This window comes from Corynebacterium nasorum (genome assembly GCF_030229765.1).
In the GTDB taxonomy this organism is placed as follows: domain Bacteria; phylum Actinomycetota; class Actinomycetes; order Mycobacteriales; family Mycobacteriaceae; genus Corynebacterium; species Corynebacterium kefirresidentii.
The window spans coordinates 148,161-171,501 of the sequence record NZ_JASPGY010000002.1; the positions used below are offsets into that span (position 1 = coordinate 148,161).

Sequence of the window (23,341 nt, forward strand, 5' to 3'; positions counted from 1 at the left end):
GTAGAGGTGGTGGTCTGCGGAGTGGTGGTCTCAGAAGGCTTATCAGACTTCACGGTCTGATCCTGGTCGTCGATGTCAGTGTGGTCGGCGATGTCATTCTTCTCACCAGTGGTGGAATCCTCGCCGTCCTTGTTAACAGCAGTGGAGGTCAGGTACTCGAAAGCAACTGCCTCATCAACAGCCTCGGTAACACCCTCATCAACAGTGATCTTGACGTCCTTGGTGCCCTCGGAAGAGGAAGGTACGAAAGTCTCCTCACCGTGGCCGATTACCGGGTAGTCACCAGTGGTCTCGTCCTTGACCTTGGAACGCAGCTCTGCATTCAGAGTGTATTCCTTGCCAGGAACTAAGTCGTTGTACTCGACAGTATCGGTAATGACAGTGCCAGCCTTGATCTCATCGCCCTTAGCCTTCTCAGCCTTGGTGCCGATGGATGGCTCCATCTTGGAGGTTACGGTCTGGTCTTCATCATTGATGTCGCGGTGTTCGGTAATCTTCTTCTCTTCATCAGAGTTCGGAGTTTCCTTACCGTTCTCATCGACCTCCTTGGAGTACAGGTCCTCGAATGCAACGGCAGCCTTAATGACTCCCTTAACATCGTCGTTGACCTTGATGTCAACAACCTGCTCGCCGGCAGACTTCTCCGGAGTAAAGGTTACATCGCCCTTGCCGACGACCGCGTGCTCATTGTTCTCATCGACAGCCTTGTTACGCAGCTCAGCCTTCAGGGTGTATTCCTTACCCGGAACCAGGTCGGTGTACTTAACGGTGTCCTTGACAGTGACGCCGGCCTTTACCTGCTTAGCGTTGTCAAAGTCAGCGTTGGTCTGAATGGACGGGTTCCACTTGGTGTTGACGGTCTGCTTCTCATCGTTGATGTCTTCGTGAGTAGCGATCGTGTTCTCATCAGTGGAGTTAGAGGTGTCCTTACCGTCCTTATCTACCTCGGTAGATACGAGCTTCTCGAAGGCAACCGCTGCGTCAACAGCAGGATCTGCCTTGTCGTTGACGGTGATTTCAACTTCCTGTTCGCCGGCGGACTCTTTCGGAGTCAGTTCCGCAGAGCCTTCACCCAGTTCGGTCTTGCCGTCTGCCTTGGAGATCAGCTTTGCCTTCAGGGTGTACTTCTTGCCTGGAACAAGGTCCTTATACGTCACAGTGTCAATAACCGTGGCGCCCTTTTCTACACGGTTGCCATCTTTGATCGAAGCTTCCGTTTCAATCTTGGGCTCAAGATCCTTCTGTTGCTCGCTAGTAGTAGGAGTCGGTTCTGGATTGGGTACTACATCAGTCGTCTTATCCGGGGTCGTCTCGGAGGTAGTGTCCTTCGGAGTGGTTGTTTCAGAACCAGACGGCTCAGGATTCTCGGTCGTCTCGCTTGGAGAGGTCTCGCCACCCGGATTCTCAGGAGAAGTGGTCGACTCCTCAGAGCCTCCACCATTGTCCGGCAGTCCTGGCTGATCGATTGGCATAACACGCTGGCCTCTTGGCAGACCATTGGGATTGCCATTAGGGCCGACAATCGTGATGTAATACTCCTCTGGCTGCTTTTCAATTTTAGCAGCAGCGTCGGGAACCTCCCGTAGCTCTGGGCCATTCTTGCCTTCAGCATTCACAATTTCGAAACCTGTGAGCTTAGTAAATTCATCAGCGGAGCCGTGGAAGTTCTGGTAAGTCGGCCCGACTAAGTCACCTAAATCGTGACCCAATACCGCGTGGGCAGCTTCCTGCGCAGCCGACATATGGCCTACCAATACCGCCAAGTAGACCCAGTAATTATTGGAGGCCTCTTTGTCGTTAGCTTCATAAGCTTGCTTCAATTTGATGGCCAAAGAGATTGCGGCATCACGATAACGGTCTTCGACATCAAGCTTGGCAGCATTGTCAAGTGTGTAAGAGTATCGGTTGTTCATTGGTGCATTGACGCCAGGATCAATACACAGTGCCCAACCTACGTCGTTGTTGGCGTTGCCTTGGGCGGAAGGGTTAACTTTCTTCCCCTCACGGTAGGCCTTTTCGGCTTCCGCTTTAGTAACCGGCTTGCCTGCCCATACCACATTTCCCCATTCGGGCTCTGAGCCCACTCCACCCTTGTAATAGGGATCCGCAAAGTTATCGTTGGCAGTCGGCATCGGAATTCTATTGTTAGAATCCTCCGCTTTCGCCCCCGGAACGGTGACCATGGCCGCAACTACCGCAATTGCAGCGAGCACTGCGGTAAAGACCATCCACCCCTCTCGGGATATGTTTCTTAATTTACTCATTCTTTCCTCTTCGAGCGGTACAAATACTTACATTCGTTTTCCTGTACAGCGAGTGTCTTCGCTGAGCAGAACCTGAAATTGAGACTTGAACACACTGCGGTTAATCAGGGTTTTGAACCCGAATCTGGATTAACTCTTATTGTGCTCTCAGGATAATATCACGGGAAAATTTAAGGCGCCAGCCAGAAAATATTAGAAACCTGCACGTTATGCAGGATTTCTAATCTCATACCCGTAGGTAGATGCTTTCATTTTTACGGACAACCTAGTATTAAATACATATGTTCGACGCTCGCTAAGCACTTTCTAAGGCTAAAGAGTTAAGCCGCTAGCTTAACCAATACTAATATTGGACTTAATTAGACCCATGTAAACACTTCCATACGCTGCGTTTTATCTAACTTCGTGCAAATTCAAGAGAGAGATTCGCACGGACTTTCTTCGCATTACTCCAGAATTATCCGTAGAAAGTTGGTGTTACAGGAGTGGCTGGAGAGCATTCGAAATGGGCGTGCACACGTTCGATATACCAGACGTGTAGTAAGCCTTAACCTTATTGCCATTCACCTTCAAGAAGAGATGTGTGAGCAAAAACTCTTCCTAGGGTCGCCACAATCACACTTGGGGTCTCGCACAAGAGTGAGGGAGAATTGGGCAAAGAAAAATCCGCACGGGCGTCGGCAAGCGTATGCTTTACCGAGGCCGCAGTGCGGATCCTGGAATGAACTAAGCCTTAAAGAACGGCAGTGACCTGGTAACCCTTCTCCCGCAGGAGCTGGGAGACTGCCTCGAAAGTAACGTCGTCTTTGTCTGGGTTGTAGGTCTCCGGATTCAGGGCAATATTGGCGGTGTCGCCCTCATAGCGGACGCTGATGAAGTCATAGCCGGCTTCGGCATGCGCGGCGTCGATAAGAGCCTGCACGTCGTCGGTGTTGCCCTGTTCAGCAACAGCAACCTGCTCCTGCTCAGGTACCGGTGCAGCCTCCTGCGCCGGGGCACCCAAACCAAAGAAGCCCATAATCGTGGCGAGTAGGCCACTCAAAAGCTTGATAATCATTAAAGTAACTCCCTGTGTATAGTGCGCGGAAATAGGGCCCGCGAAAGCTGAAAATTCTCTGTACTTAAAGCCTGCTTAATTTTAACTTAGCGTTTAGGTATGTACAACAGAGAAAGACTTAATTCCGCGCGTTATGGCCGTGAGGGCAGCTAAAATGCACCAATATATCTCAGCACCTGTGCTTCGCCCCCTGGGGTGGGGCTTGCTAACGCTAGGGGAACTGGGAATTGCCCAGGCAATAGGAAGACCTGGGTTGTCTGCCTGATGGTTGTAGGAATCCGCACTTTATGAACAAATGTGTACTACTGGGGCAGAACCCAAACAGTGGAATCCCACGCGATTCATAAAGGAGCGCTTCAGCATCACATCAAACTGGTTAGCCTAGCAGGCCGGCGACCTGCTGCAGATACCCAGCCGGTTCGTGAATGGCAAAATCTGGGTAATACACTGGCAGACGATGCCACTAATCAGTGCAGGAACCTGCTCTACCCGTGGGGAAGCCCGAGATATTCACGGTCAATCTATAAAGCTGAACGTAGCCCAGGAACAGCAGCAAGACCCCCGCCGATTGCGTCCGAAATACAGTGGCATCGCTCGATGTCCGAGAATCCACTGGGTAGGCTTGGCAGAAGGAAGCACCCAGCTTAATCGATGCGGCTTGGACAACAACCGTTGTGACACCTTCATTCCTACCCTAGCCCCCTCAACAAAGAGGGCCCGTCGCACTCCAATCGTTCACTGCAAGCGAAGGTAGATCAGTTACCACCCCTACAATGGCGGCGGTCTTAGAAGTGATACCTTCACCTTAATTGGTCACTGTGTCGAATATGCCGATGCTTAGGAGGACTGAAGGTATCGTGATTTCTTTGGTATTTTCAATAACCTTTTTAAAGTAAATTGATGGTGTTATCTACTACTGTCGCTTGGGAAAGAAGTCTTATCGAGCGCGTTAGTAGAGGTGTCACTCCTCCCCTCCTGTAGCTACGCACTGAGCTTACGTAGAAATGCCAAGAGCCCCGCGCCGCAGTGGAAGCACTGCGCGGCGGGGCTCATTCGTCGGTTGAAAGGGAAATTGCCTTACTGATCTTCCATCACATCGTGGCGCACAATGGTCTGGTCGCGGCCGGGGCCGACGCCGATGTAGGAAACGCGGCAGCCGGACAGCTCCTCTAGGCGCAGGACGTAGTCTTGGGCCTTCTGCGGCAGCTCCTCAAAGGTGGAGCATTCCGTGATGTCCTCGTCCCAGGCGGGCATGGTCTCAAAAATGGGCTCGGCGTGGTGGAACTCGGACTGGGTAAGCGGCAGCTCGTCGTAGCGCTTGCCGTCGACGTCGTAGGCCACGCAGATAGGAATCTCGCCAATACCGGTGAGAACGTCCAGCTTGGTCAGGAAGTAATCCGTAAAGCCGTTCACGCGGGTGGCGTAGCGCGCAATGACGGAGTCGTACCAACCACAACGGCGCTTGCGGCCGGTGTTGACGCCAATCTCGCCGCCGGTGGTCTGCAGGTACTCGCCCCACTTATCAAAGAGCTCAGTCGGGAACGGGCCAGCGCCCACGCGGGTGGTGTATGCCTTGATGATACCCAGGGAGGTCTTAATGCGGGTTGGGCCAATGCCCGAACCCACGGAAGCACCACCGGCGGTCGGGTTAGACGAGGTCACGAACGGGTAAGTGCCATGGTCCACATCCAGCATGGTGGCCTGGCCGCCTTCCATGAGTACGTGCTTACCGGACTCGAGGGCTTTGTTGAGCTCGAGCTCAGCATCGATAACCATCGGGCGTAGGCGATCGCGGTAGCTCAAGAAGTAGTCCACAATCTGGTCTGCCTCGATGGCCTTGCGGTTGTACATCTTCACCAGCATCTGGTTTTTAATGTCCAGCGCAGACTCGACCTTCTGGCGCAGGATGGACTCATCAAAGATGTCCTGGACGCGAATGCCAATGCGCGCGACCTTATCGGCATAGGTCGGACCAATGCCGCGGCCGGTGGTACCAATCGCGCGCTTGCCCAGGAAACGCTCCTGCACGCGGTCGAGCGTCTGATGGTAAGGGGCTACTAGGTGCGCATTGGCGGAAATCTTCAGGCGCGAGGCATTCGCACCGCGGGCTTCGAGGCCATCAATTTCATCAAAGAGCGCCTCGAGGTTAATTACCACGCCATTGCCCAGCACTGGGGTAGCGTTCTCAGACAAGATGCCGGCCGGCAGGAGCTTCAGCTCATATTTATCGCCGCCTACCACGACGGTGTGGCCGGCGTTATTACCGCCGTTCGGCTTGACCACGTAGTCAACCTTGCCGCCGAGGATGTCGGTCGCTTTGCCCTTGCCTTCGTCGCCCCATTGGGCGCCGACAATGACGATCGCTGCCATTGTTTAGTCACTTCCTCATTATTGAAGCCAAAATACTCTCCAACTTTACACTTTCCCGGCCAAAAAAGCGCGCGTAGCATGGTGCGCATGCGTTTTTTGTTCCTCCGCTGCGGCGCCCCGGACATCCCCATGCCCGCTGAGGCCCATGATCTCTCGGCCATTCCTACCCGCAAAGAGCTCGCGCTTATCGACGCCTTCCTATCCCCCCTCCTTCCCACCGACCCCACCCCCTCATTGGACGACATCGCCGCTCAGCCCGACGTCCGCCACCTCGGCGCGCCGGCGCCAGCCCCGCAGGCGCCCCACCTCACAGAGCCCGCCCGCATCGTCGTCGCCGGCTCCGATGCTGCACTCTCGGCCGTGCTCACCCGCCTCATGCGCTCCGATCGCCTCTGGGCCGAAGTCGCCTTCATCCCCGTCGCCTCGGCCGCCGCTCCTTCCGCCGCCGCACAGAACTGGGGGCTTCCCACGGACCCGGCCGAAGCCCTCGACTTCGCCCGCACCGCCCCGGTCCGCCCAGCCCCTCTCATCCGCAATGATTCCGGCCTCGCAGTCGCTGGCTCTGCCACCATCTCGGATGCCGCAAACGGCGCTTTCACCGGCGAAATCATCATCGATGACCACACCTTGGCCGCTTCCTCCCCCAAGACCTTCGGCGCACGCCTGGTCCCGATGACCGACGCCCCCGGCATCCTCGCCGCCCGAGCTACTTCCCCCGTCGAGTCCCAGGGCCGCCTCCGCTCGCTGCTGCGCAAGCCCGGCCAGCTCGCCCCTGAATCCGTACGCACCGGCCGCGCCGTCCAGGCCGGCGGCCCACAGCTGCGCGTCATCGTCGATTCGGTCCCCCACAAGCGGCCGGTGACCCGCGTGACCTTCTACCGCCACCTGCGCGATCTCCAGATCGTCCGCCCTTAGCCCCCAGGCGACGACTTCAGTCTTCGCGCCCCCACACCTCGGGCGGATAGGCCGGATGCTGCGACGTCGGCACGAGGTGCGCCACGGCCGACTCACGCGAGAGCCCGCAGACCATGAGCATGTCGACCACAATGGAACGCGTCTGGCCCAAAATCATATAGGCCGATAACGTGCCGTCCTTGTCGATGATGTCTAGCCCGGCGCGCCCGCCTACGATGCGCAGCCGCTGCACGAGGTCCGGAATCTCAATCGCTTCGTCGTGCCCATGCTGTTTGCCCTGGCCGTAGAGCTCGCTGATGGCGAGCATGATTTCAGAAAGCTCATCGAGCAATTCCACCTGCGCGTCTGAAACCTTGTCGCGGTCCTCCGTCAGGCCCAATGCCTGGCGGGAGAGCACGCGCACGCCGCGCACCGCGTTATCTACCGGCATGAGGATGCGCTCCAGCGAGCGAATGCTGCGCCGCGATGCCCACAACAGTGGCGAGACCTCCGAGGCCTCCCTGCCCGATTGCGCCGCACTCAGCAGGGTATTCACGCTGTCTTGCGTACCGCGCACCGCCTCGCGCGCATCTCGGATAACGGCGGGGTCTTGCTGGCGGATGCCGTACGTGACGTCGGCAAGAATGCTCGAGGCAATCTTGAGCACCTTCGATACCTCGCGCCGCGCCTCCACCAACGGGGAATTGGGAATCAACGCGATGGTTATCAGGCCAATGCCTGAGCCAATCATCGCGTCGATCGCGCGGTGCAGGCCACCCGGGCCCTCCGTGGGTGGAAAAATCGTCGCAATCAAAATCGCGCCAAAGACAATCTGGTTAGTAATCAGCGGCGACTTGGTCAAAAACGAGCCCACCACCAGGCCCGCGCCCACGATGAAGAAAATCTGGAACGGCCCCTGCCCCACAATCTGAAAGAGCAAGTCGCCTACGGCCACGCCGATGATGCCGCCAATCGACATCTCCAGCGCCTTCTTCATCCTGTCCCCACCGGACATCCCTAAAATGATGACCGCGGAAATCGGCGCAAAGAACGGCTGCGGGTGCCCCACCACATCGCCGGCCACCCAGTACGCGAGCGCCGCACCAATGGTCGCCTGCACAATATAAACAAACCGCGAACGGATGCGGTTTACCCGCGAGAGCACCGAGCGGTCAATCACCCGCAGCTTTTGCCGCGTTGAGACTCTTTCCTTCGCTTCCGACATGACTTCCAGCATAGAAGACCGCCCCTACCATCGCCGCCGTCCCCGCGCATCTCGGCCGCCGGCTAACCTGTGGACAGCTCTTGCCGACGCCCCCTTCTCCCCCACCCATCCACAATTTCCCCCTCCCCGGCCGCGCACCGCTTGTTCAGCCCTCGCGTGCCCTTTAACTTCGGCCGTGTGAACACCGATTTTCTTCTGCTATGCCGCCGCGGCGTCGACCTCATCGCCGAATTTAAGGGCTGCTCCGAAGACTCGCTTCTCGAAGCCGGAGCCAGTCCCCTTCTGGCTGCCCAACTCGCCCGCCTGCAGCACGTCTACTTCGGCCGCACGTCGAATACCCGCAAGCAACGCCACGCCCGCGAGGCCGCCCGCAGCCGCGGCCATGACCTCACCACGCTCGATAGCATCGAGTCTTATACCCGCCGCGTACGCGATCTCAACCGCGCTTGGGACCTGCGCCTAACGCTCTGCCGCACCGAGGCCCGCCTGATTCCCTCCGTGGCCAAGAAGCTGATCAAGCAGCTCAATCCACCTCGCCGCCCCGAGCCCGGTGTGCGCTATACCCGCCGCCCCGACGGCCCACACACCATCTCTATTACGGCCGATCCCACCGATATCGCCGATATCAAGGGCGTGCTCTCCTCCGTCAACAAGGACGACCCACTCGCCGCCGCCAAGAAGGTGCTCCTCGAGGGCAATCCCGGCGCGCTGCCGGCCGTGCATACCAACGTCATCCTCACCCTAGACCAGCTCGACCGCATCGTCGCCGCACCTTCCAATGCCTCCGATATCACCCTCCAGCTCACCAACGGCGCCCGCATGACCGGCGCACAGCTGGTTGCCCGCGCTCTCGCCCAGCGCGGCTACGTCAGCCTCGTTCACCCCGAGCACGGCCCGGTAAACCTGTATCGCACCGAACGCATGGCCACGTGGAAACAACGCATGCTCGCCGCGGCCGAGCACCCCGTGTGCGCGTGGCCGGGCTGCACTATGCCTGCCGACGACGCCCAAGTCCACCACCTCACCGCCTGGTCCACCGGCGGACCCACAAACCAAGAAAATCTGGTTACCTTGTGCGCGCACCACAACGCCGCCAACCAAGATGACCCCTCCCGGCCTACAGAACGCGGCCGCATGGTGCGCGTCAATGGCCGCATCGCCTGGGTGCCGCCGTGGAGCAATACCCCACGCTTCGTCCCCAGCCCTTAGCCCCCGGCCCCACCACCCGCCAGCGCCGCCCGCCAGCGGCTCCCGCCAACGGCGCCCGCGAAATTCCGACCCTGGCCGAAGACATGAAAAAGCCGCCTCCCACGTGGGGAAGCGGCCAGTTCGGCGTGCCTACTTAAAAGGCTGTCGCAGCTTGGAAACGTTACTTGGACAGGGACTTGCCCACAGAGTGCAGGTCCTGGCAAGACTCGATGACGCGCTCGGACATGCCCTGCTCTGCCTTCTTCAGGTAGGAGCGTGGGTCATAAACCTTCTTGTTGCCAACCTCGCCGTCAATCTTGAAGACGCCGTCGTAGTTTTCCATCATGTGGCGAGCAACCGGGTTGGTAAAGGCGTACTGGGTGTCGGTATCCACGTTCATCTTGATGACGCCGTAGCTAAGTGCCTCTTCGATCTTTTCCTTCTCGGAGCCGGAGCCACCGTGGAAGACGAAGTCGAAGGCGTACTCGTCCTCACCCAGGCCGAGCTTCTTCTGTGCAACCTTCTGGCCCTCAAGCAGGACCTCTGGGCGCAGCTTCACGTTGCCTGGCTTGTAGACGCCATGAACGTTGCCGAAGGTAGCGGCCAGCATGTAGCGGCCCTTCTCGCCAGTGCCTAGGGCATCGATGGTCTTCTCAAAGTCCTCTGGGGAGGTGTACAGGTTAGCGCCTGCCTTTGCCTGAACGCCGTCCTCTTCGCCGCCGACGACGCCGATCTCAGCCTCGAGGATGACGTGCGCGTTCTTAGCCTTTTCCAGCAGTTCCTGTGCGATGACCAGGTTCTCGTCGATTGGAATAGCGGAGCCGTCCCACATGTGGGACTGGAACAGCGGGTTCTCGCCGCGGTCGACGCGCTCCTGGGAGATAGCCAGCAACGGGCGGACGTACTCATCGAGTACCTCCTTCTGGCAGTGGTCGGTGTGCAGCGCGATATTGACGCCGTAGTGCTTCGCGGCCTCATGAGCGAATGCGGCCAATGCCTGAGCACCCTTGACCTTGTCCTTCAGTGCCAGGCCGGAACCGAAGGCTGCACCGCCGGTAGAGAACTGGATGATGCCGTCGGACTCGGCCTCCGCAAAGCCCTTCAGAGCTGCGTTAATGGTCTCAGAAGAGGTGCAGTTGATAGCTGGGAACGCAAAGCCATTCTTCTTCGCGGTGTCCAGCATCTCGTTATAGACCTCAGGGGTTGCAATTGGCATGAATTTCCATCCTTAAAAGTGGGTTTGTGGTCAAACACGTTCCAGCACCCAAGTATGCCCGTTTCACGGAATTTCTGCCGCAAAAACTCTGTGACATTTTCAACCCATCTATGCGCGCCGCACAACTGGCCCGCCCCTGCGGACTATTTAGATAGATGCCGCGTCACGCGAGCGCAGGCCTCCATCAGCATCCATCCGGAAAGTTGCACGGATAAATCGCGCTCGTCCACGCGGATGATGCCTACCTTCTCACTCATGGTGCGCCGGCCGAAGCCGTAGTTATGCGGCAGGCGCGCATCGGACAACCAATCAGAGCCGAAGATCGGCAGACCATCAACCTCTAAGCGGTGCTCCCACACCGATTCGGCCGAGGCCATCACCATGCGCGCGGCCAGCTTCTTCGTGGCACGGTTGGCGGGAGAATCGCCGGGCAGGCGCACGGCGACGTCGGCAAGATAGCGCATCAAAATGCCTTTAAACAGGCCACCGTCACCATCGCCGGTCTCCCAGTCCACCACGCCCGAGGGGGTAGCCATGCCCGAAGCCACGGTCTGCACCAGGCCGCGGATGCGGATAATGTAGTCCATCATCTCGGACGCCAGCTCGGCCTCGTGTACGCTGTCGATTTGCTCCAAATCACCGATACCGGCCTTTTCTCGCAGCGCCAGCACAATTTCCAAGCACGCACCTAGGACCACGCCTTGGCAGTAGGGGTGGATGTTTTTTACCACCTCAGGGCCGTCCATGCGCATGCGCACGCCGTCCATGATGTAGCCGTCGTCATCAAGCAGGTGATCGTAGATCCAGTCGATGATGTGGCGCGCTTCCTCAATGCGCCCCATCCGCGCCAACATGATGGCGCCCGGGCCATTGGAGGGCACGTTCATGAAATTCTCGCCGAGGCGCCACGGCAACACGCCGAGCGATTCATCGAGTCCTTCGTGGATATTGCGCTGCAGCTCCGCCAAACGCTTCGGCGTCTTCGCCTTCTTTAGCTCCTCCACGCGGCCGAAGGCCAAGGCGAGCCACCCCTTGTCATCGTAATATTTATTCTTCGTCAGCTGCGTCAGGTTGCGGATACGAATCCCCCGCATGGTGTCGAAGATGCGCTGTCGGCGCACCTTGGTGTTATTGCGCAGCGCCGCATCAACGAGGCAATCCAAATAATGGGCCTGCCACCAATAGTGCCAATGGATGAAGAGTTTTTCTTTCGTGGTAGGCGGCCAGCTCACCACCGCAAGATTGGTGCGCGGCAGGCCCCACACAGGGTGCGCGTGGCGCTCATTGATGGCGGCTTCTGCGAGTTCGGCGCGGTGGGCCCATTTTTCTTCCACGATTCCTCTATCACTCCAGTTACGCGGGTGGATATAGCTAGTGTAACGATCTTCCTACCAAGAATCGGCCAGATCAGCGTGCTGGCGAATCCAGGCGTGCATGGCGATTCCGGCCGCGACGCCTGCGTTGATGGAACGGGTGGAGCCGAACTGGGCGATGGAGCAGGTCATCACGGCGGCGTCCTGGGCCGCTTGTGTCACGCCGGGGCCTTCCTGGCCGAAAAGTAGAAGGCTGTGCTCGGGCAGCTCGGCCGTTTCCAGGGGCACGCAACCGGGGGTGTTGTCGATGGCGACGACGGTCAGCCCCTCCTCGGCCGCCCACGCAATAAGCTTCTCGACGCTCTCATGGTGCATCAAGTGCTGGTACCTATCCGTCACCATTGCCCCACGCCGATTCCACCGCCGGCGGCCGACGATGTGCACTGTATCGACGGCGAAGGCGTTGGCGGTACGCACGACGGTGCCAATATTGGCATCGTTTTCAAAGTTCTCGATAGCGATGTGTAGGCTATGCCGGCGCTTATCGATGTCCTTTTTGATCGCTTCCCTGCTCCAGTAGCGGTAGGCATCGACGACGTTGCGACGGTCGCCTTCAGCGAGCAGCTCTGGGTCGTATTTCTCAGCCTCTGGCCCTTGCGGCAGCGGACCTTCCCACGGGCCTACGCCATGGCGGCCCTCGTTCCATTCGGTCGGGCCCTTGGCCTCATCTGCGTTAGGCAAGGTCAAGGTCGCCCAGGCCCAGCAGGGAGCGGTATTCAAGGCCTTCTGCGGCGATGACGTCGCCGGCACCAGTCTCGCGGTCTACGACGGTCGCCACGCCAACGACCTCGGCGCCAGCCTCGCGCAGCGCAGCCACGGCGGTCAGCGGGGAGTTACCGGTGGTCGTGGTGTCTTCTACGACAAGGACCTTCTTTCCTTCCACGTCCGTGCCCTCGATGCGGCGCTGCATGCCGTGCTTCTTGGCTTCTTTGCGCACGACGAAGGCGTCGATATCGCGGCCGTCGGCATGCATGATGGAAGTAGCAACAGGGTCAGCGCCGAGCGTTAGGCCACCGACGGCCGCGAACTCCCAATCGGCGGTCAACTCGCGAAGCAGCGCACCGATGAGGCGGGAGGCCTCGTGGTGCAAGGTAGCGCGGCGCAGATCCACGTAGTAGTTAGCTTCCTTGCCCGAGGACAGGGTCACCTTGCCGTGGACTACGGCCAGTTCCTTGACTAGCTCGGCAAGGCGGGCCTTCTTCTCGGCATCCAGGTTCTGGGCATTCGCGGTGTGCGCATTGGTGTTGTGAGAATCCACAGTCATCTGCTCCTTGTCGTGGTTCGTGCGCGGCGGTTCGCGCATGGTGGCAGGCCGCCAGTATCGGTCTCTAGGCTACTCTTCCCGGCGCGGGTCCGATTCCTCGGCTGCACGGGAATCGGCCGCGCCGGGGGCGGGCCCACTAGTGGAATCGTCGGAGGGGCCGTCGAAGATGGAGGCAGCGCGGAACTGCTGGCGCGGCAGGCGGGCGGTATGAGAATCGGGGGTGGGGCGCTCGCGGCCGTCGGCAATAGCGTCTACTTCGTCGCCGCCTAGCGCGCTGTGTTCGACCGGGCCGCGAGTTTCGGAGTACGCCCGGGACGGCATGTGCAAAGGCTCTTCCGGCCGCTGGATGACGGGACGCTCAAACACGGGTGCACCGGCAGCCGGCGCACCGCCGACAGCTTCCGCGATGGGCTGGGCGGGAATCTCGCGAGCTGGATCCAATTCCTCTAGTCGCACCACGTGGGTGGCCGAGGAGCGCGGTGGCAAGACACGGGCGGCGTCTGCCAATAACGCAAGCGGCGGTAGCATCGCTTCCCATTCCGCGGAGCGCGCCTGCTTTGTAGTCTGTGCTAGCACCCACTCAGTTTCCATCCACAGTGCGGTGACCGCTTCGGGCATTTGCTGCAGGGCGACGTGAACACGCTCGTCTACCATGCGCTCGGTAACAGCACTATCCGAGGAATACACATCAAACCCCTCAAGAGTCATGGCTAAATGCAGATCCTCGGAGGCCTTCGTGTCTTCGCGGTCGAAGCGACGGAAGTCCACCACCATGTCTGAGGCCGCTCCGGTGCGCATCGCCATGACGTTGACGCCATCAATATCCATCAACAGCATCTCGTGGCCATACACGTTTCCCGCGACAATGTCTTTTGGCGCCGCACCGGTAGAGGCCACTCCCCTCGTCCATTCATCTACGAGGTAAGGATCGGACTTCATAAATTCGAAGCCTTTTGCTTCTGCCCAACTGCGGCGCTCGCGACGCAACGTTCCCGGCAGAATCGGCCGATGGCGGGTGTGCGGCTTGGAGGGCGCGCGGTTCTCGCTCGCGGTCTCCTGGCTCGGATTGTGGCTTCGCTCGTGCTTCGGCTCGTTGCTCGGCTCCTGGTCTGGTCCGCGCTCAGGGGTTGGCTCAGGGTCTTGCTGGGTTTCAGACTCCGGTGCGGACTCTGGTGCGGCTTCGGCATGGGACTCGGGAGCTGGGGCAGCTGGCGAAGACGCTAGGTGGGCTGGGTCGACAGCGGGGGCATCGCTAGAGGTCGAGTCAACGGGAGCGGTATCGGAAGAAGCAGGCTCGGCGGACTCGGTGGACTCGGTCCTGGACTCAGGCTCGGGGGAAGCGGCGTCAACAGGCGCGGCGTCTGCGGGAGTGGTGTCCGCGGGCGCGGTGTCTGCAGGCGTGGCGTCAGCGGGCGTCGGGTCCGTGTCGGCGGAGAGTGTAGGGGCGGAGGTGCGCTGTTTGCCGTCGTAAAGCAGCAAGGCACCGCCGACAATGCCGAGAAGTAGCGCCAAAGCAAGGATTAGAAAAGCCATCACCCCACGATAGTAGTAGGAACAAACAAGCCCTCAGCGCTCGGCGCGCGGAGGCGGGAGGCTGAGGGCGAGGGGTGAGCGTGGGCGATTAGCCGTTGACGGTAAGGCGGTCGCCGCGCTCGACAGGGTTCTTAGGGTTAGCGGACCACTGCGACCAGCCGCCGACATAGTGGCGCAGGCCGGTGAAGCCGGCGTCGTGCATGGCGGCGAGGGCGAGGGCGGAGTGGTTGCCAGAGCCGGAGTAGATGATGGCCCCTTGGACATTGTCGGGGGTTAGTCCGGCGTCGAAAAGAACTTCGCGGATTTCACCCGCAGACTTCCAGGTGCGCAGGCCGTCGTTGTGGAAGAGGCGCTCCGGCACATTGACGGCGCCGGGGATATGACCGGCCTTAAGGTCGAGGTTTTCGCGGCGGCCGGCAAAGCGGTTGCGGGTGCGGGTATCGATGAGCAGGCCATCGTGACTGCGCACGTCATCGATGGTGGCCACCGGCATCTGGCCGGGGTTTACCGTGGCGCTGGCGCCCACGGCGAAGTTGCCGGGGCCGGTCAGCGTCGTATAGCCCAGGTGGCGCCAATTGGCCAAGCCGCCGTCGAGGATGCGGACGTTGTCCAAGCCGGCCCAGCGCAAGGTCCACCACGCGCGGCCGGCGAATAGGCCGCGCCCCTCGTCATAGACCACGACGGGGCGGTCCTCACGGATTCCCCACTGGCGGAAGTGCTCCTGCAGCTTATCCGGATCCGGCAGCGGGTTGCGGCCTACCTGTGAACCGGGGAGACCGGCGAAGGAATTAGCGGTATCGCTAAACAGTGCCGTAGGAATATGCAAGGAAGTGAACTGGTTATAGCTCTGACGCAGCTGTGGCTGCCAGTGGGTGGCCAAGAGGGTAAATCGTTCGCCGTGATAAATGGATTCGCGGAGTTCTTGTGGGGAGACCAAAATGCTCATGCCCCGAGTCTAGGGGCATGAGCAGGATTTGGCGCGGCGGGCGGTACGCGGCCGACTAGCGGGCGGCGATGTCTAGCTCGGCACCGCCATCTGCGACGTCCACGTGGACAGTGTCGCCATCGACGATATCGCCGGCCAACAGCTTCTTGGCGAGCTTGTCACCAATGGCCTGCTGGATGGTACGGCGCAGCGGACGGGCACCGTAGGCTGGGTCGTAGCCGCGCTCGGCCAGCCAGGACTTGGCAGAATCCGAGACTTGCAAGGTCAGGCGGCGGGCGTCGAGACGCTCGGACAGGCCGCGCAGCTGGATGTCGACAATGCCGCGTAGAAGCTCCTCAGAAAGGGGCTCAAACATAACCACGTCATCGAGACGGTTGATGAATTCAGGCTTGAAGGCCTTCTTCACCGCATCCATGGTTTCCTCCCGGGTGCCGCCGGCGCCCAAGTTGGAGGTCAAGATGATGACGGTATTGCGGAAGTCGACGGTGCGTCCCTGGCCGTCGGTAAGCCGTCCCTCATCCAAGACCTGTAGGAGGACGTCGAAGACATCGGGGTGGGCCTTTTCTACCTCGTCGAAAAGCACGAGCGTGTAGGGGCGACGGCGCACGGCCTCGGTGAGCTGTCCGCCGGCCTCGTGGCCGACGTATCCCGGAGGAGCACCAACGAGGCGGGAAACGGAGTGCTTCTCCCCGTACTCGGACATATCGATGCGAACCATCGCGGATTCATCGTCGAAGAGGAAGTCCGCCAGGGCCTTCGCAAGCTCGGTCTTGCCCACGCCGGTAGGACCGAGGAAGAGGAAAGAACCGGTGGGGCGGTTCGGATCGGCCACTCCCGCACGGGAACGGCGCACAGCATCCGATACCGCGGTAACGGCTTCCTTCTGGCCCACCACGCGCTTGCCCAGCACGGATTCCATATTGAGCAGCTTTTCTGTCTCGCCCTGCAGCATCTTGCCGGCCGGAATGCCGGTCCAAGCGGAGACGACCTCAGCGATGGTGTCTGGGCTTACTTCCTCATCGAGCATGGTATTGCGCTGCTCGGTGGCCTTAACTTCGGCGGCCGCAAGATCCTTTTCCAGCGGCGGAATCTTGCCGTAGTTAATCTCAGAGGCGAGTGCGAGGTCGCCATCACGCTCGGCGATTTCTGCTTGTCGGCGCAGGTCATCGAGTTCTTCCTTGATGTTTTGCACATCATCGATGGCCTTCTTCTCATTAGCCCAGCGGGCCTTGAGCTCGCCGAGCTTCTCGCGCTGGTCCGCAAGCTCACCTTGCAGGGTGGCCAGGCGGTCTTGAGAAGCAGCGTCCGATTCCTTCTTCAGCGCGAGCTCTTCAATCTCCATGCGGCGGACGATGCGCTCGAGCTCGTCGATTTCCTGCGGGGAGGAATCGATCTCCATGCGCAGGCGGGAACCTGCTTCGTCGACAAGGTCAATGGCCTTATCCGGCAGGAAGCGGTTGGTGATGTAGCGATTGGACAGCTCGGCAGCCGAAACCAACGCGGAGTCCATAATGCGCACGCCGTGATGCACCTCGTAGCGCTCCTTCAGGCCACGCAGAATACCGATGGTGTCCTCCACGGAGGGCTCGGCAGCATAGACCTGCTGGAAGCGGCGCTCCAGAGCGGCGTCCTTTTCGATGTACTTGCGGTACTCGTCCAAGGTAGTGGCGCCTACGAGGCGCAGCTCGCCACGGGCCAGCATGGGTTTGATCATATTGCCGGCGTCCATAGAGCCGTCACCGGTAGCACCGGCGCCGACGATGGTGTGCAGCTCGTCGATGAAGGTGATGATCTCGCCCTCAGAGGACTTAATCTCATCGAGCACGGCCTTTAAGCGCTCCTCGAATTCACCGCGGTACTTAGCGCCAGCGACCATGGAACCCAAGTCCAGGCTGATGAGGGTCTTACCCTTGAGAGACTCGGGGACATCGCCAGCCACGATGCGGCGGGCCAAGCCTTCCACGATGGCGGTCTTGCCCACGCCGGGCTCGCCAATGAGTACCGGGTTATTCTTCGTGCGCCGGCTGAGCACCTGGACCACGCGGCGAATTTCCTGATCACGGCCGATGACCGGGTCGATCTTGCCTTCGCGGGCGCGAGCAGTGAGGTCAGTGGCGTACTTTTCCAAGGCCTGGAATTGGTCCTCCGGATTCTCGGAGGTTACCTTGGCAGCACCGCGCACGGAAGGGAAAGCGCCCTTGATGGCGTCATAAGTAGCACCGCGGCCGGTAAGCAGCTCGGCGGCATCGGTCTTGGAGGCGGCGATGGCAGCCAGCAGAACCTCGGTGGAAACGAATTCATCACCAAGCTCACCGGCCAGTTCCTGCGACTGCGTTAGGACGTTGAGGCCGTCGCGGTTAAATTGCGGGTTGGCCATATTGGCGCCCTCGGCCTTGGGATAAGAATCAACAAGCTCGCGGGCTTCCTTGAGCACAGTATCCGGATCTACGCCGGTGGCCTTAAGAACCGGAGCGGCGATTCCGCCGTCCTGGCTGAGAATTGCCGCCAGCAGGTGAGCCGGGCGGATATCCGGGTTTCCATTAGAAGAGGCGGTTTGCAGGGCGTCCTGCAAGGCCTCTTGTGTTTTAGTGGTGGGGTTAAATGAGTTCATGTGTGCGTTGCTCCTTCTAAGATTTATTCACCCACTGTAGGGCTTCACTTAGTACAACGCACCCAGAGTTGAGCCTATTCCACTCAACCTAAATATTTTTGAGCGTAGGTCGCTCAACTTTGCACAGGGTGATTAAACCTGCTTGAACTCCTCGTTTTCATGGCCAAGAATCTGCAAGCCATGGGCGATGGCAAAGAAGGACACGGTTACCACCTGGATAAAAAGCGCCCACTTGAGATCTTCATTAAAGCTCTTGAAATCGCCGATGCTGCACAGATGGGCAATGCCATTGGCCCCTGCCCACACAGCCAAAGTGCTGATATAAACCAGCTGGTCGGTGGGAGTAATTCCCATCTCGATGACAAACTTGCGGAGCAGATCCATCATGATGGCGAAGTTCTTGGTCATGCCCTCATGCGAGCTACCATCACCATTGTGCGGAACTACAGAACCGCTGGCCAGCGCAATAATGGAGCTGAAACGCTCTGGGTACATCATCGCGTAGTTAAAGTAGGCGGCCGCAACAATCTGCAGGCGGTCTACCGTGGGGGTGTCATCCGGAAGCTCGGCGAGGCAGGCCTCAAAGATCTTCGCCATCTCTGTGGTGGTGAGAGTTTCTGCCACCTCACGCAGCGCGAAGTCATTGTCCACAATGGTGGTCAGGAAGTCTTTGGAGGTACCAAGCTTTTCGGCCACGTGGTCAAAGAAGCGACGGTCGACGCCGTTGCGACCAGCAACGCGCAGCGCGGCCTCAATAATGACCTTCTTGGCTTCCTCCGGGTCCATTTGCTCGAGGTTATCCGGGGCTACGAAGGGCTTTTCACGTTCGCTACCCATGACCTTTTCTACAATGCCGCGGGCATCGTTCATAATGGGGCGGCGCTGCGGGATCTGCTTATTTTTAAACCAATATTGCAGGGCATCAACCACGAGGCGATCCACCTGCTTCAGGTTAGCGGCGCGAATAACGGCATGCTGCAGGCGCAAGATGCCCACCACACTCAGGTGGCCCATGCCATGGATGAGCGACCAGAGGGCCAAAGTAATGCGGCCGATTTCCAGGGGCGAGATATCTCCGTCTGCCGCTACGACGGCACCCTGCTCTTCGGCAAAGCGCTTGACGACGTTCAGCGCCATGTCCGCACCCGGCGTGCCCGACTTTTCCCCCTTGGCAAATTGGCAGACCCGCTCCTCATCCATGGCATCGTACCGTTCGAAAAGGTAGTGGTAGATGTCGGGCTCGTCTTGCGCGTAGGCAAAGTAGGCCTCCGCCAACTGCATGAGGACATCGCCGCCAGAGTTACCCTCTGGCAGGTGACGTGCAGCCTCCACCATGTATTCAGACATGCGGCAATCCAAAAAATCTGGGATTTCCGCAAGCATGGCAGCACCGCTGCTAAATTCCTCAGAAACCGCCTCCGGCGAGAGGCCAGCCTGGTCTGCCACAGATTCCACGGTAACGGCCTGCTCGCCTTCGCAACCCGCTACATAAACAGCGGCTTCCAGGATAATCACCCGCCTGGAAGCCCCATCCAACTGGTACATCTATTTCCTCATCACGCCAGAGATTGACACCAGCTGATTCTAACAAATTTTAAGGTTTAGGGATAGTCCCAATCGATTGCACTTTTCAAGTATTTTTACCCTCACCGATGTTGACGGTGGTAGCGGGACCGATAGGCCATGGTCACGACCGCAGCCGCGTCCACCCGCCTCGCACTGGGAACCATTTTCTAAGTTTTGGTGCACCCAATATCATAGTTTTTTAAGGTAGCGATGCGGGAGGGGGGACGTCGGCAAGCGCGGCTATTCCTGCCTTTGTCCTACATGGCCAATACCCTCTTGAAAGATGGTGCCGCGCGGTGGCATAAGACGCATGGATTTAAAGGCGATATAGACGCCGATGGAAATCGCCAAGGAAATGGCGCCGAAAATGCCGGTAAACCCGTACATGACGGCCATTGGCGCGATGATGGTCCACGAGATTTCAAAGGGTCCGAAGCCGATATAGGCCATGCCATATTCAGACAGGGTGCCGGACTTGAGCTTGGGATCCACGATCTTCAGGATGGCAATGCCGGTCGCCACGGTGGCGGTGGCCCAACCCCAGCCAAAGATGCCGCGCTCAATCCAGCGCTCACCAAAGAACTCGGCCGGGAACCACAGCAAGAAGAACACACAGAAGATGGTGCCGAGGATAAAGAGGAGAAGAAGCGCCTGCCAGTAGGAAGCAATGGCGGCCGGAACGATGGCGGCCACGCCGAAGGCAATGAGGTAGTCCGTGGCTGCTCCGGAGATGGAGGAAATGGAGTCCTTATCTAGGTAGTCCTCGGCGCCCACGAAGTTCATAAGCGCGCGGAAGAATAGTCCCACCACCATGGACATGGCAAAGAGCGGCACGGAGACATTCTCCCAGATGCTGCTCAAACCCTGGTTGATGCCGTAGGCAGTCATCACGGTCAGGATGATGAAGCCGAAGTGCAGTGCGAGCGGCTCGATGGACGAGGGATTGGTGGTAGCGCGGCCGAGCGACGGACGATCATCAATGTTTTTGATGTAGCCGCGGCGCAGCTCTTCCGGCAGCTCCTTGGGCACGTGGGAAACCTTGCCCTTGCGGATGCCCCAGTTGCCGGCGATAACGCCGCCAATGATTGCGGCCAGCGTGCCGACGGTCGCCGAGGTAAAGCCCAGCGAGGATGCCGCATCAGCGCCTACACCTTCGAGCGCGCCACCCACGGCCGCGGCGGTACCAAAGCCGCCGGTAAAGCCAACGGGCAGCATCATGCCGAACCAATTTGGGGTATCAAATAGCGGCGCAAAGAGGAAAAGACCCAGCACGATGAACAGGCCCCACTGGCCGGTAAACATCATGGTGGAGTAGCCCCACATATTGCGCGCACCCTTGCCCATATTTCCGCCTACTTCCATGGAGTAGGCCATAGACGCAAAGACCACCGCGATGAGGATGGAGGTGTAGTCACCCAAGTTATCGGAGAAGTTAATCCAACCCAGCACGTTTGGACCAACCAGCAAGCCGATGAGGCCGGCGGTAATCGGGGCAGGTAGCAACAGGTCCTGGAAGATGAACTTCACTTGGTGACGCAGGACATTGCCGATGACCATGAGCAAAGAAATCCAGCCCACATCCAGCATGAGCGTATAAGCGGAAAAATCTTCCATGGAGACCCTTTCTAGCTGTGCAATTATGGCGGCTTGCCCCCGTTAGAGGGCAGACGGATAGGGAATACAATACCTTCCACTAAGTGATCCACAACATAGGCTCCCGTTTTCACCCCCACTACAGCTTTCAGTATGTAGCTCGACCTCCGGTGCGGCACCGACTATTAGGATGATGAGACATGTGGGAATTGGGCGAGCATTTTCGAAATTACGCAAACGAGTACCGCGATGCGGTGCACGAGCATTTCTTTAACGCGGTGCCCGAATCCCGGCAAATATTCGCCCTGTCTATGCGCGATACCCATACCTCTCTGGTCCCCGCGCTGGCGTGGGTGATTGAACATACGGAGCCGGGACAGCCCCTGCTTTCCGAAGTCTCTGCAAAGCTCACCCAACTCGCCCGCGATCACCGCCGGCATGGGTTTCCGGCCGAGATTTATTCTCGTTTTGAACACGCCCTGATAGCGGGCCTGCGAGTCCTGGCACTGACGCAGTATCAGTACGATTTCGCCCGCGATGTCATCCACCGCATATGCACGACGATGGCCCGGGTTGCCGGAGAATCTGATGCCGCCGGCGAAGCACCGGCGCACTCGGCGCAAGTGGTGGCTGTAGACCATCCCACCCGTGATACTTCTATTATTCGCGTGGAAGCCGGCTTAGCCGTGCCCTATCAACCGGGACAGCACTTTCCCGTGACCACGCAGTACTTGCCCGGTCAATGGCGCATGCTTACTCCCGCACAGCCTAGCGACGGAACCGACCAGTTAGTCTTCCACGTCTCCACCGCGGGTGAGGCCTCTCGGTCCCTCGCGCACGCGCAGCCCGGTGATTGGTGGACCCTTGGCCAGCCCGCTGGTGGAATAAGCCTCCACAACGCGGGCGCAGAAGAGCTAATCATCATTGCCTACGGCACCGGATGGGCCACGGCCCGCTGCGCGGCGCTCGCCGCGCTGGACGACGGCGACCACAATCACGTACCGCGCATCTTTGCCGTAGCGGGCAGCCCCGGTGCTCACTATGACACCTACTTCCAGCAAAATCTGGCAGCGCTAGGAGTCCGAGTGCGCCGCATCGTGCGGGAAGAAAGGGACCCGTGGTTGCTCAACGCCCGCGAATTGGCCCCCGGTGCCGATTATGTGGTCTCCGGAGAGCCGACCGATGTAGTAGTCAACGAGGTGGAGTTATCCACAGGCACTCCCCCGCGCTTCCTGCTCGTCGGCCCCGCCGAAGAGGTTGCGGAAGGTAAACAAGAGTTGGTTAAGAAGGGCTTGAACAAGCAGCAGATCGATGTCCTTAGCTGGGGCCGCGACGGGCGCTGGCAGCCGGAGGATTACGCAGCACTCGCCTAGTCCGCAGGGGTCACGACCGGCAAGGTGCGGCGGGTTTTCGCTACCTCATTCGGATCGATCTCGGCATAGAGGATGTCATCTTCGTAGCCAGCCTCGGCCACGCGCACCCCGTTCGGATCAACGATGGTGGAATGTCCAATGCCCGTCGGGCCGGAGGGATTGCCCGCTTTTGCGTCACCGCCTGGGCGCGATTGGCCGGCCGCCACAATGTAGCTGGTGGAATCCAAGGCACGCGCGGCCGTAAGCAGGCGCCACTGCTCCAGCTTGCCGGGGCCGTCTGCCCAGCTGGTAGGCACCACGATAAGCTGCGCGCCCTGGCTAGCTAGCTCCTTGAACTGCTCCGGGAAGCGAATGTCATAGCAGGTGGCCACGCCCACTACAAGGTCATCAACATCAAAGGCAACCAGCGATTCGCCGGCCAAGACAGTATCCGATTCGCGGTAATCGAAGGCGTCATAGGTATGAATCTTGTCGTACCCACCTAACACGCCAGGCCCTGCAATAAGCGCTGTATTGCTAACCCGATTGATGGTCTTGCCATCGCGCTCAACGGTATCGGCTGGGCAAAACATGCCGGCTACGACGGTAACCTCGAGTTCTTCTGCCAGAGCTTGGATCGCCGTGGCAAACGGACCTTCGAGTGATTGCGCCTGCTCATCAAGACGCCCGGAGCGGAAATTCTGTGACGTGGCCTCTGGCATCACGATAAGTCGCGCCCCGTTTCCAGCGGCTTCACGGATCTTTGCTAGGGCTATCTCCTGGTTTTCGGTGATATTTCCGGTGGATGTTAACTGCACTGCTGCTACCTTCATGCCTTCCAAAGTAATGAAGCGGAACCGAGTTATCCACAGGCTGCCTCTGTGCCCAT

17 protein-coding genes are annotated in these 23,341 nt (G+C 59.3%); 3 read left to right on the top strand and 14 right to left on the bottom strand.

The window, feature by feature from the left end:
• From QP904_RS02625 to QP904_RS02635, 3 genes are all read right to left on the bottom strand, one after another.
• Nucleotides 1-2,264, bottom strand: a 2,264-nt coding sequence (locus tag QP904_RS02625; protein ID WP_284835479.1) for a VaFE repeat-containing surface-anchored protein, incomplete at its 3' end; no start/stop codon positions are given.
• Between the two features lie 733 nt (nt 2,265-2,997).
• Nucleotides 2,998-3,321, bottom strand: a complete 324-nt coding sequence (locus tag QP904_RS02630) for a malonyl-CoA-ACP transacylase (protein WP_239208115.1) — start codon at nt 3,319-3,321, stop codon at nt 2,998-3,000.
• Between the two features lie 1,077 nt (nt 3,322-4,398).
• Nucleotides 4,399-5,691 carry an adenylosuccinate synthase gene (locus QP904_RS02635; RefSeq protein WP_239208116.1) on the bottom strand — a complete coding sequence of 431 codons (1,293 nt, stop codon included), beginning with the start codon at nt 5,689-5,691 and terminating at the stop codon, nt 4,399-4,401.
• 87 nt (nt 5,692-5,778) lie between these two features.
• Here QP904_RS02635 and QP904_RS02640 point away from each other — a divergent pair, with 87 nt between their 5' ends.
• Nucleotides 5,779-6,606, top strand: coding sequence for a hypothetical protein (locus tag QP904_RS02640; RefSeq protein ID WP_284835480.1), 828 nt, complete (start codon nt 5,779-5,781; stop codon nt 6,604-6,606).
• A 16-nt stretch (nt 6,607-6,622) separates the two neighbouring features.
• On the opposite strand, the gene QP904_RS02645 is transcribed toward QP904_RS02640, so the two are convergent.
• Nucleotides 6,623-7,822 (bottom strand): FUSC family protein, encoded by a 1,200-nt coding sequence (locus tag QP904_RS02645; protein WP_284835481.1) that lies wholly within the window; start codon nt 7,820-7,822, stop codon nt 6,623-6,625.
• Between the two features lie 165 nt (nt 7,823-7,987).
• Between QP904_RS02645 and QP904_RS02650 the strand changes: the two genes are divergently transcribed.
• Entirely contained in the window at nt 7,988-9,019 is a 1,032-nt protein-coding gene (locus tag QP904_RS02650; RefSeq protein WP_284835482.1) for an HNH endonuclease signature motif containing protein, read from the top strand.
• 160 nt (nt 9,020-9,179) lie between these two features.
• Here the strand turns inward: QP904_RS02650 and fbaA are convergent, their stop codons facing one another.
• The 9 genes from fbaA to QP904_RS02695 all read right to left on the bottom strand — a co-directional run bounded on the left by fbaA (nt 9,180) and on the right by QP904_RS02695 (nt 21,121).
• The gene (gene fbaA, locus QP904_RS02655; RefSeq protein WP_284835483.1) at nt 9,180-10,214 is read right to left on the bottom strand and encodes a class II fructose-bisphosphate aldolase; all 1,035 of its coding nucleotides are present in this window, start codon (nt 10,212-10,214) and stop codon (nt 9,180-9,182) included.
• A 143-nt stretch (nt 10,215-10,357) separates the two neighbouring features.
• Nucleotides 10,358-11,548 carry a glycoside hydrolase family 76 protein gene (locus tag QP904_RS02660; protein ID WP_023027775.1) on the bottom strand — a complete coding sequence of 397 codons (1,191 nt, stop codon included), beginning with the start codon at nt 11,546-11,548 and terminating at the stop codon, nt 10,358-10,360.
• A 54-nt stretch (nt 11,549-11,602) separates the two neighbouring features.
• A complete protein-coding gene (locus QP904_RS02665; protein ID WP_284835484.1) occupies nt 11,603-12,268 on the bottom strand; it encodes a TrmH family RNA methyltransferase in 666 nt (221 codons plus the stop codon).
• A complete protein-coding gene (pyrE, locus tag QP904_RS02670) occupies nt 12,261-12,851 on the bottom strand; it encodes an orotate phosphoribosyltransferase (RefSeq protein ID WP_284835485.1) in 591 nt (196 codons plus the stop codon). The genes QP904_RS02665 and pyrE overlap by 8 nt, the downstream gene beginning before the upstream one ends.
• A gap of 69 nt (nt 12,852-12,920) precedes the next feature.
• Complete coding sequence (locus tag QP904_RS02675; protein WP_284835486.1) at nt 12,921-14,384, bottom strand: TtfA family protein; 1,464 nt, start codon at nt 14,382-14,384, stop codon at nt 12,921-12,923.
• 88 nt (nt 14,385-14,472) lie between these two features.
• The gene (locus QP904_RS02680; protein ID WP_023019996.1) at nt 14,473-15,330 is read right to left on the bottom strand and encodes a sulfurtransferase; all 858 of its coding nucleotides are present in this window, start codon (nt 15,328-15,330) and stop codon (nt 14,473-14,475) included.
• Between the two features lie 55 nt (nt 15,331-15,385).
• Complete coding sequence (gene clpB / locus QP904_RS02685; RefSeq protein ID WP_200288591.1) at nt 15,386-17,941, bottom strand: ATP-dependent chaperone ClpB; 2,556 nt, start codon at nt 17,939-17,941, stop codon at nt 15,386-15,388.
• Between the two features lie 132 nt (nt 17,942-18,073).
• On the bottom strand, nt 18,074-19,486 hold the full coding sequence (locus QP904_RS02690; protein ID WP_023019998.1) for a TetR/AcrR family transcriptional regulator: 1,413 nt from the start codon (nt 19,484-19,486) through the stop codon (nt 18,074-18,076).
• A 261-nt stretch (nt 19,487-19,747) separates the two neighbouring features.
• Nucleotides 19,748-21,121, bottom strand: a complete 1,374-nt coding sequence (locus tag QP904_RS02695; protein ID WP_023019999.1) for a sodium/glutamate symporter — start codon at nt 21,119-21,121, stop codon at nt 19,748-19,750.
• Between the two features lie 179 nt (nt 21,122-21,300).
• Between QP904_RS02695 and QP904_RS02700 the strand changes: the two genes are divergently transcribed.
• The gene (locus QP904_RS02700) at nt 21,301-22,473 is read left to right on the top strand and encodes a 2-polyprenylphenol hydroxylase (protein ID WP_284835487.1); all 1,173 of its coding nucleotides are present in this window, start codon (nt 21,301-21,303) and stop codon (nt 22,471-22,473) included.
• On the opposite strand, the gene QP904_RS02705 is transcribed toward QP904_RS02700, so the two are convergent.
• Nucleotides 22,470-23,285, bottom strand: a complete 816-nt coding sequence (locus QP904_RS02705; protein WP_284835488.1) for a carbon-nitrogen hydrolase family protein — start codon at nt 23,283-23,285, stop codon at nt 22,470-22,472. The two genes, QP904_RS02700 and QP904_RS02705, sit on opposite strands and share 4 nt — an antisense overlap.
• Nucleotides 23,286-23,341: the final 56 nt, after the last annotated feature.

Coding starts and splice junctions, on each gene's coding strand:
- clpB (WP_200288591.1), bottom strand. CDS start 17,941: ATGAACTCATTTAACCCCACCACTAAAACACAAGAGGCCTTGCAGGAC.
- QP904_RS02640 (WP_284835480.1), top strand. CDS start 5,779: ATGCGTTTTTTGTTCCTCCGCTGCGGCGCCCCGGACATCCCCATGCCC.
- QP904_RS02690 (WP_023019998.1), bottom strand. CDS start 19,486: ATGTACCAGTTGGATGGGGCTTCCAGGCGGGTGATTATCCTGGAAGCC.
- QP904_RS02700 (WP_284835487.1), top strand. CDS start 21,301: ATGTGGGAATTGGGCGAGCATTTTCGAAATTACGCAAACGAGTACCGC.
- fbaA (WP_284835483.1), bottom strand. CDS start 10,214: ATGCCAATTGCAACCCCTGAGGTCTATAACGAGATGCTGGACACCGCG.
- QP904_RS02695 (WP_023019999.1), bottom strand. CDS start 21,121: ATGGAAGATTTTTCCGCTTATACGCTCATGCTGGATGTGGGCTGGATT.
- QP904_RS02675 (WP_284835486.1), bottom strand. CDS start 14,384: ATGGCTTTTCTAATCCTTGCTTTGGCGCTACTTCTCGGCATTGTCGGC.
- QP904_RS02680 (WP_023019996.1), bottom strand. CDS start 15,330: ATGAGCATTTTGGTCTCCCCACAAGAACTCCGCGAATCCATTTATCAC.
- pyrE (WP_284835485.1), bottom strand. CDS start 12,851: ATGACTGTGGATTCTCACAACACCAATGCGCACACCGCGAATGCCCAG.
- QP904_RS02630 (WP_239208115.1), bottom strand. CDS start 3,321: ATGATTATCAAGCTTTTGAGTGGCCTACTCGCCACGATTATGGGCTTC.
- QP904_RS02705 (WP_284835488.1), bottom strand. CDS start 23,285: ATGAAGGTAGCAGCAGTGCAGTTAACATCCACCGGAAATATCACCGAA.
- QP904_RS02645 (WP_284835481.1), bottom strand. CDS start 7,822: ATGCTGGAAGTCATGTCGGAAGCGAAGGAAAGAGTCTCAACGCGGCAA.
- QP904_RS02635 (WP_239208116.1), bottom strand. CDS start 5,691: ATGGCAGCGATCGTCATTGTCGGCGCCCAATGGGGCGACGAAGGCAAG.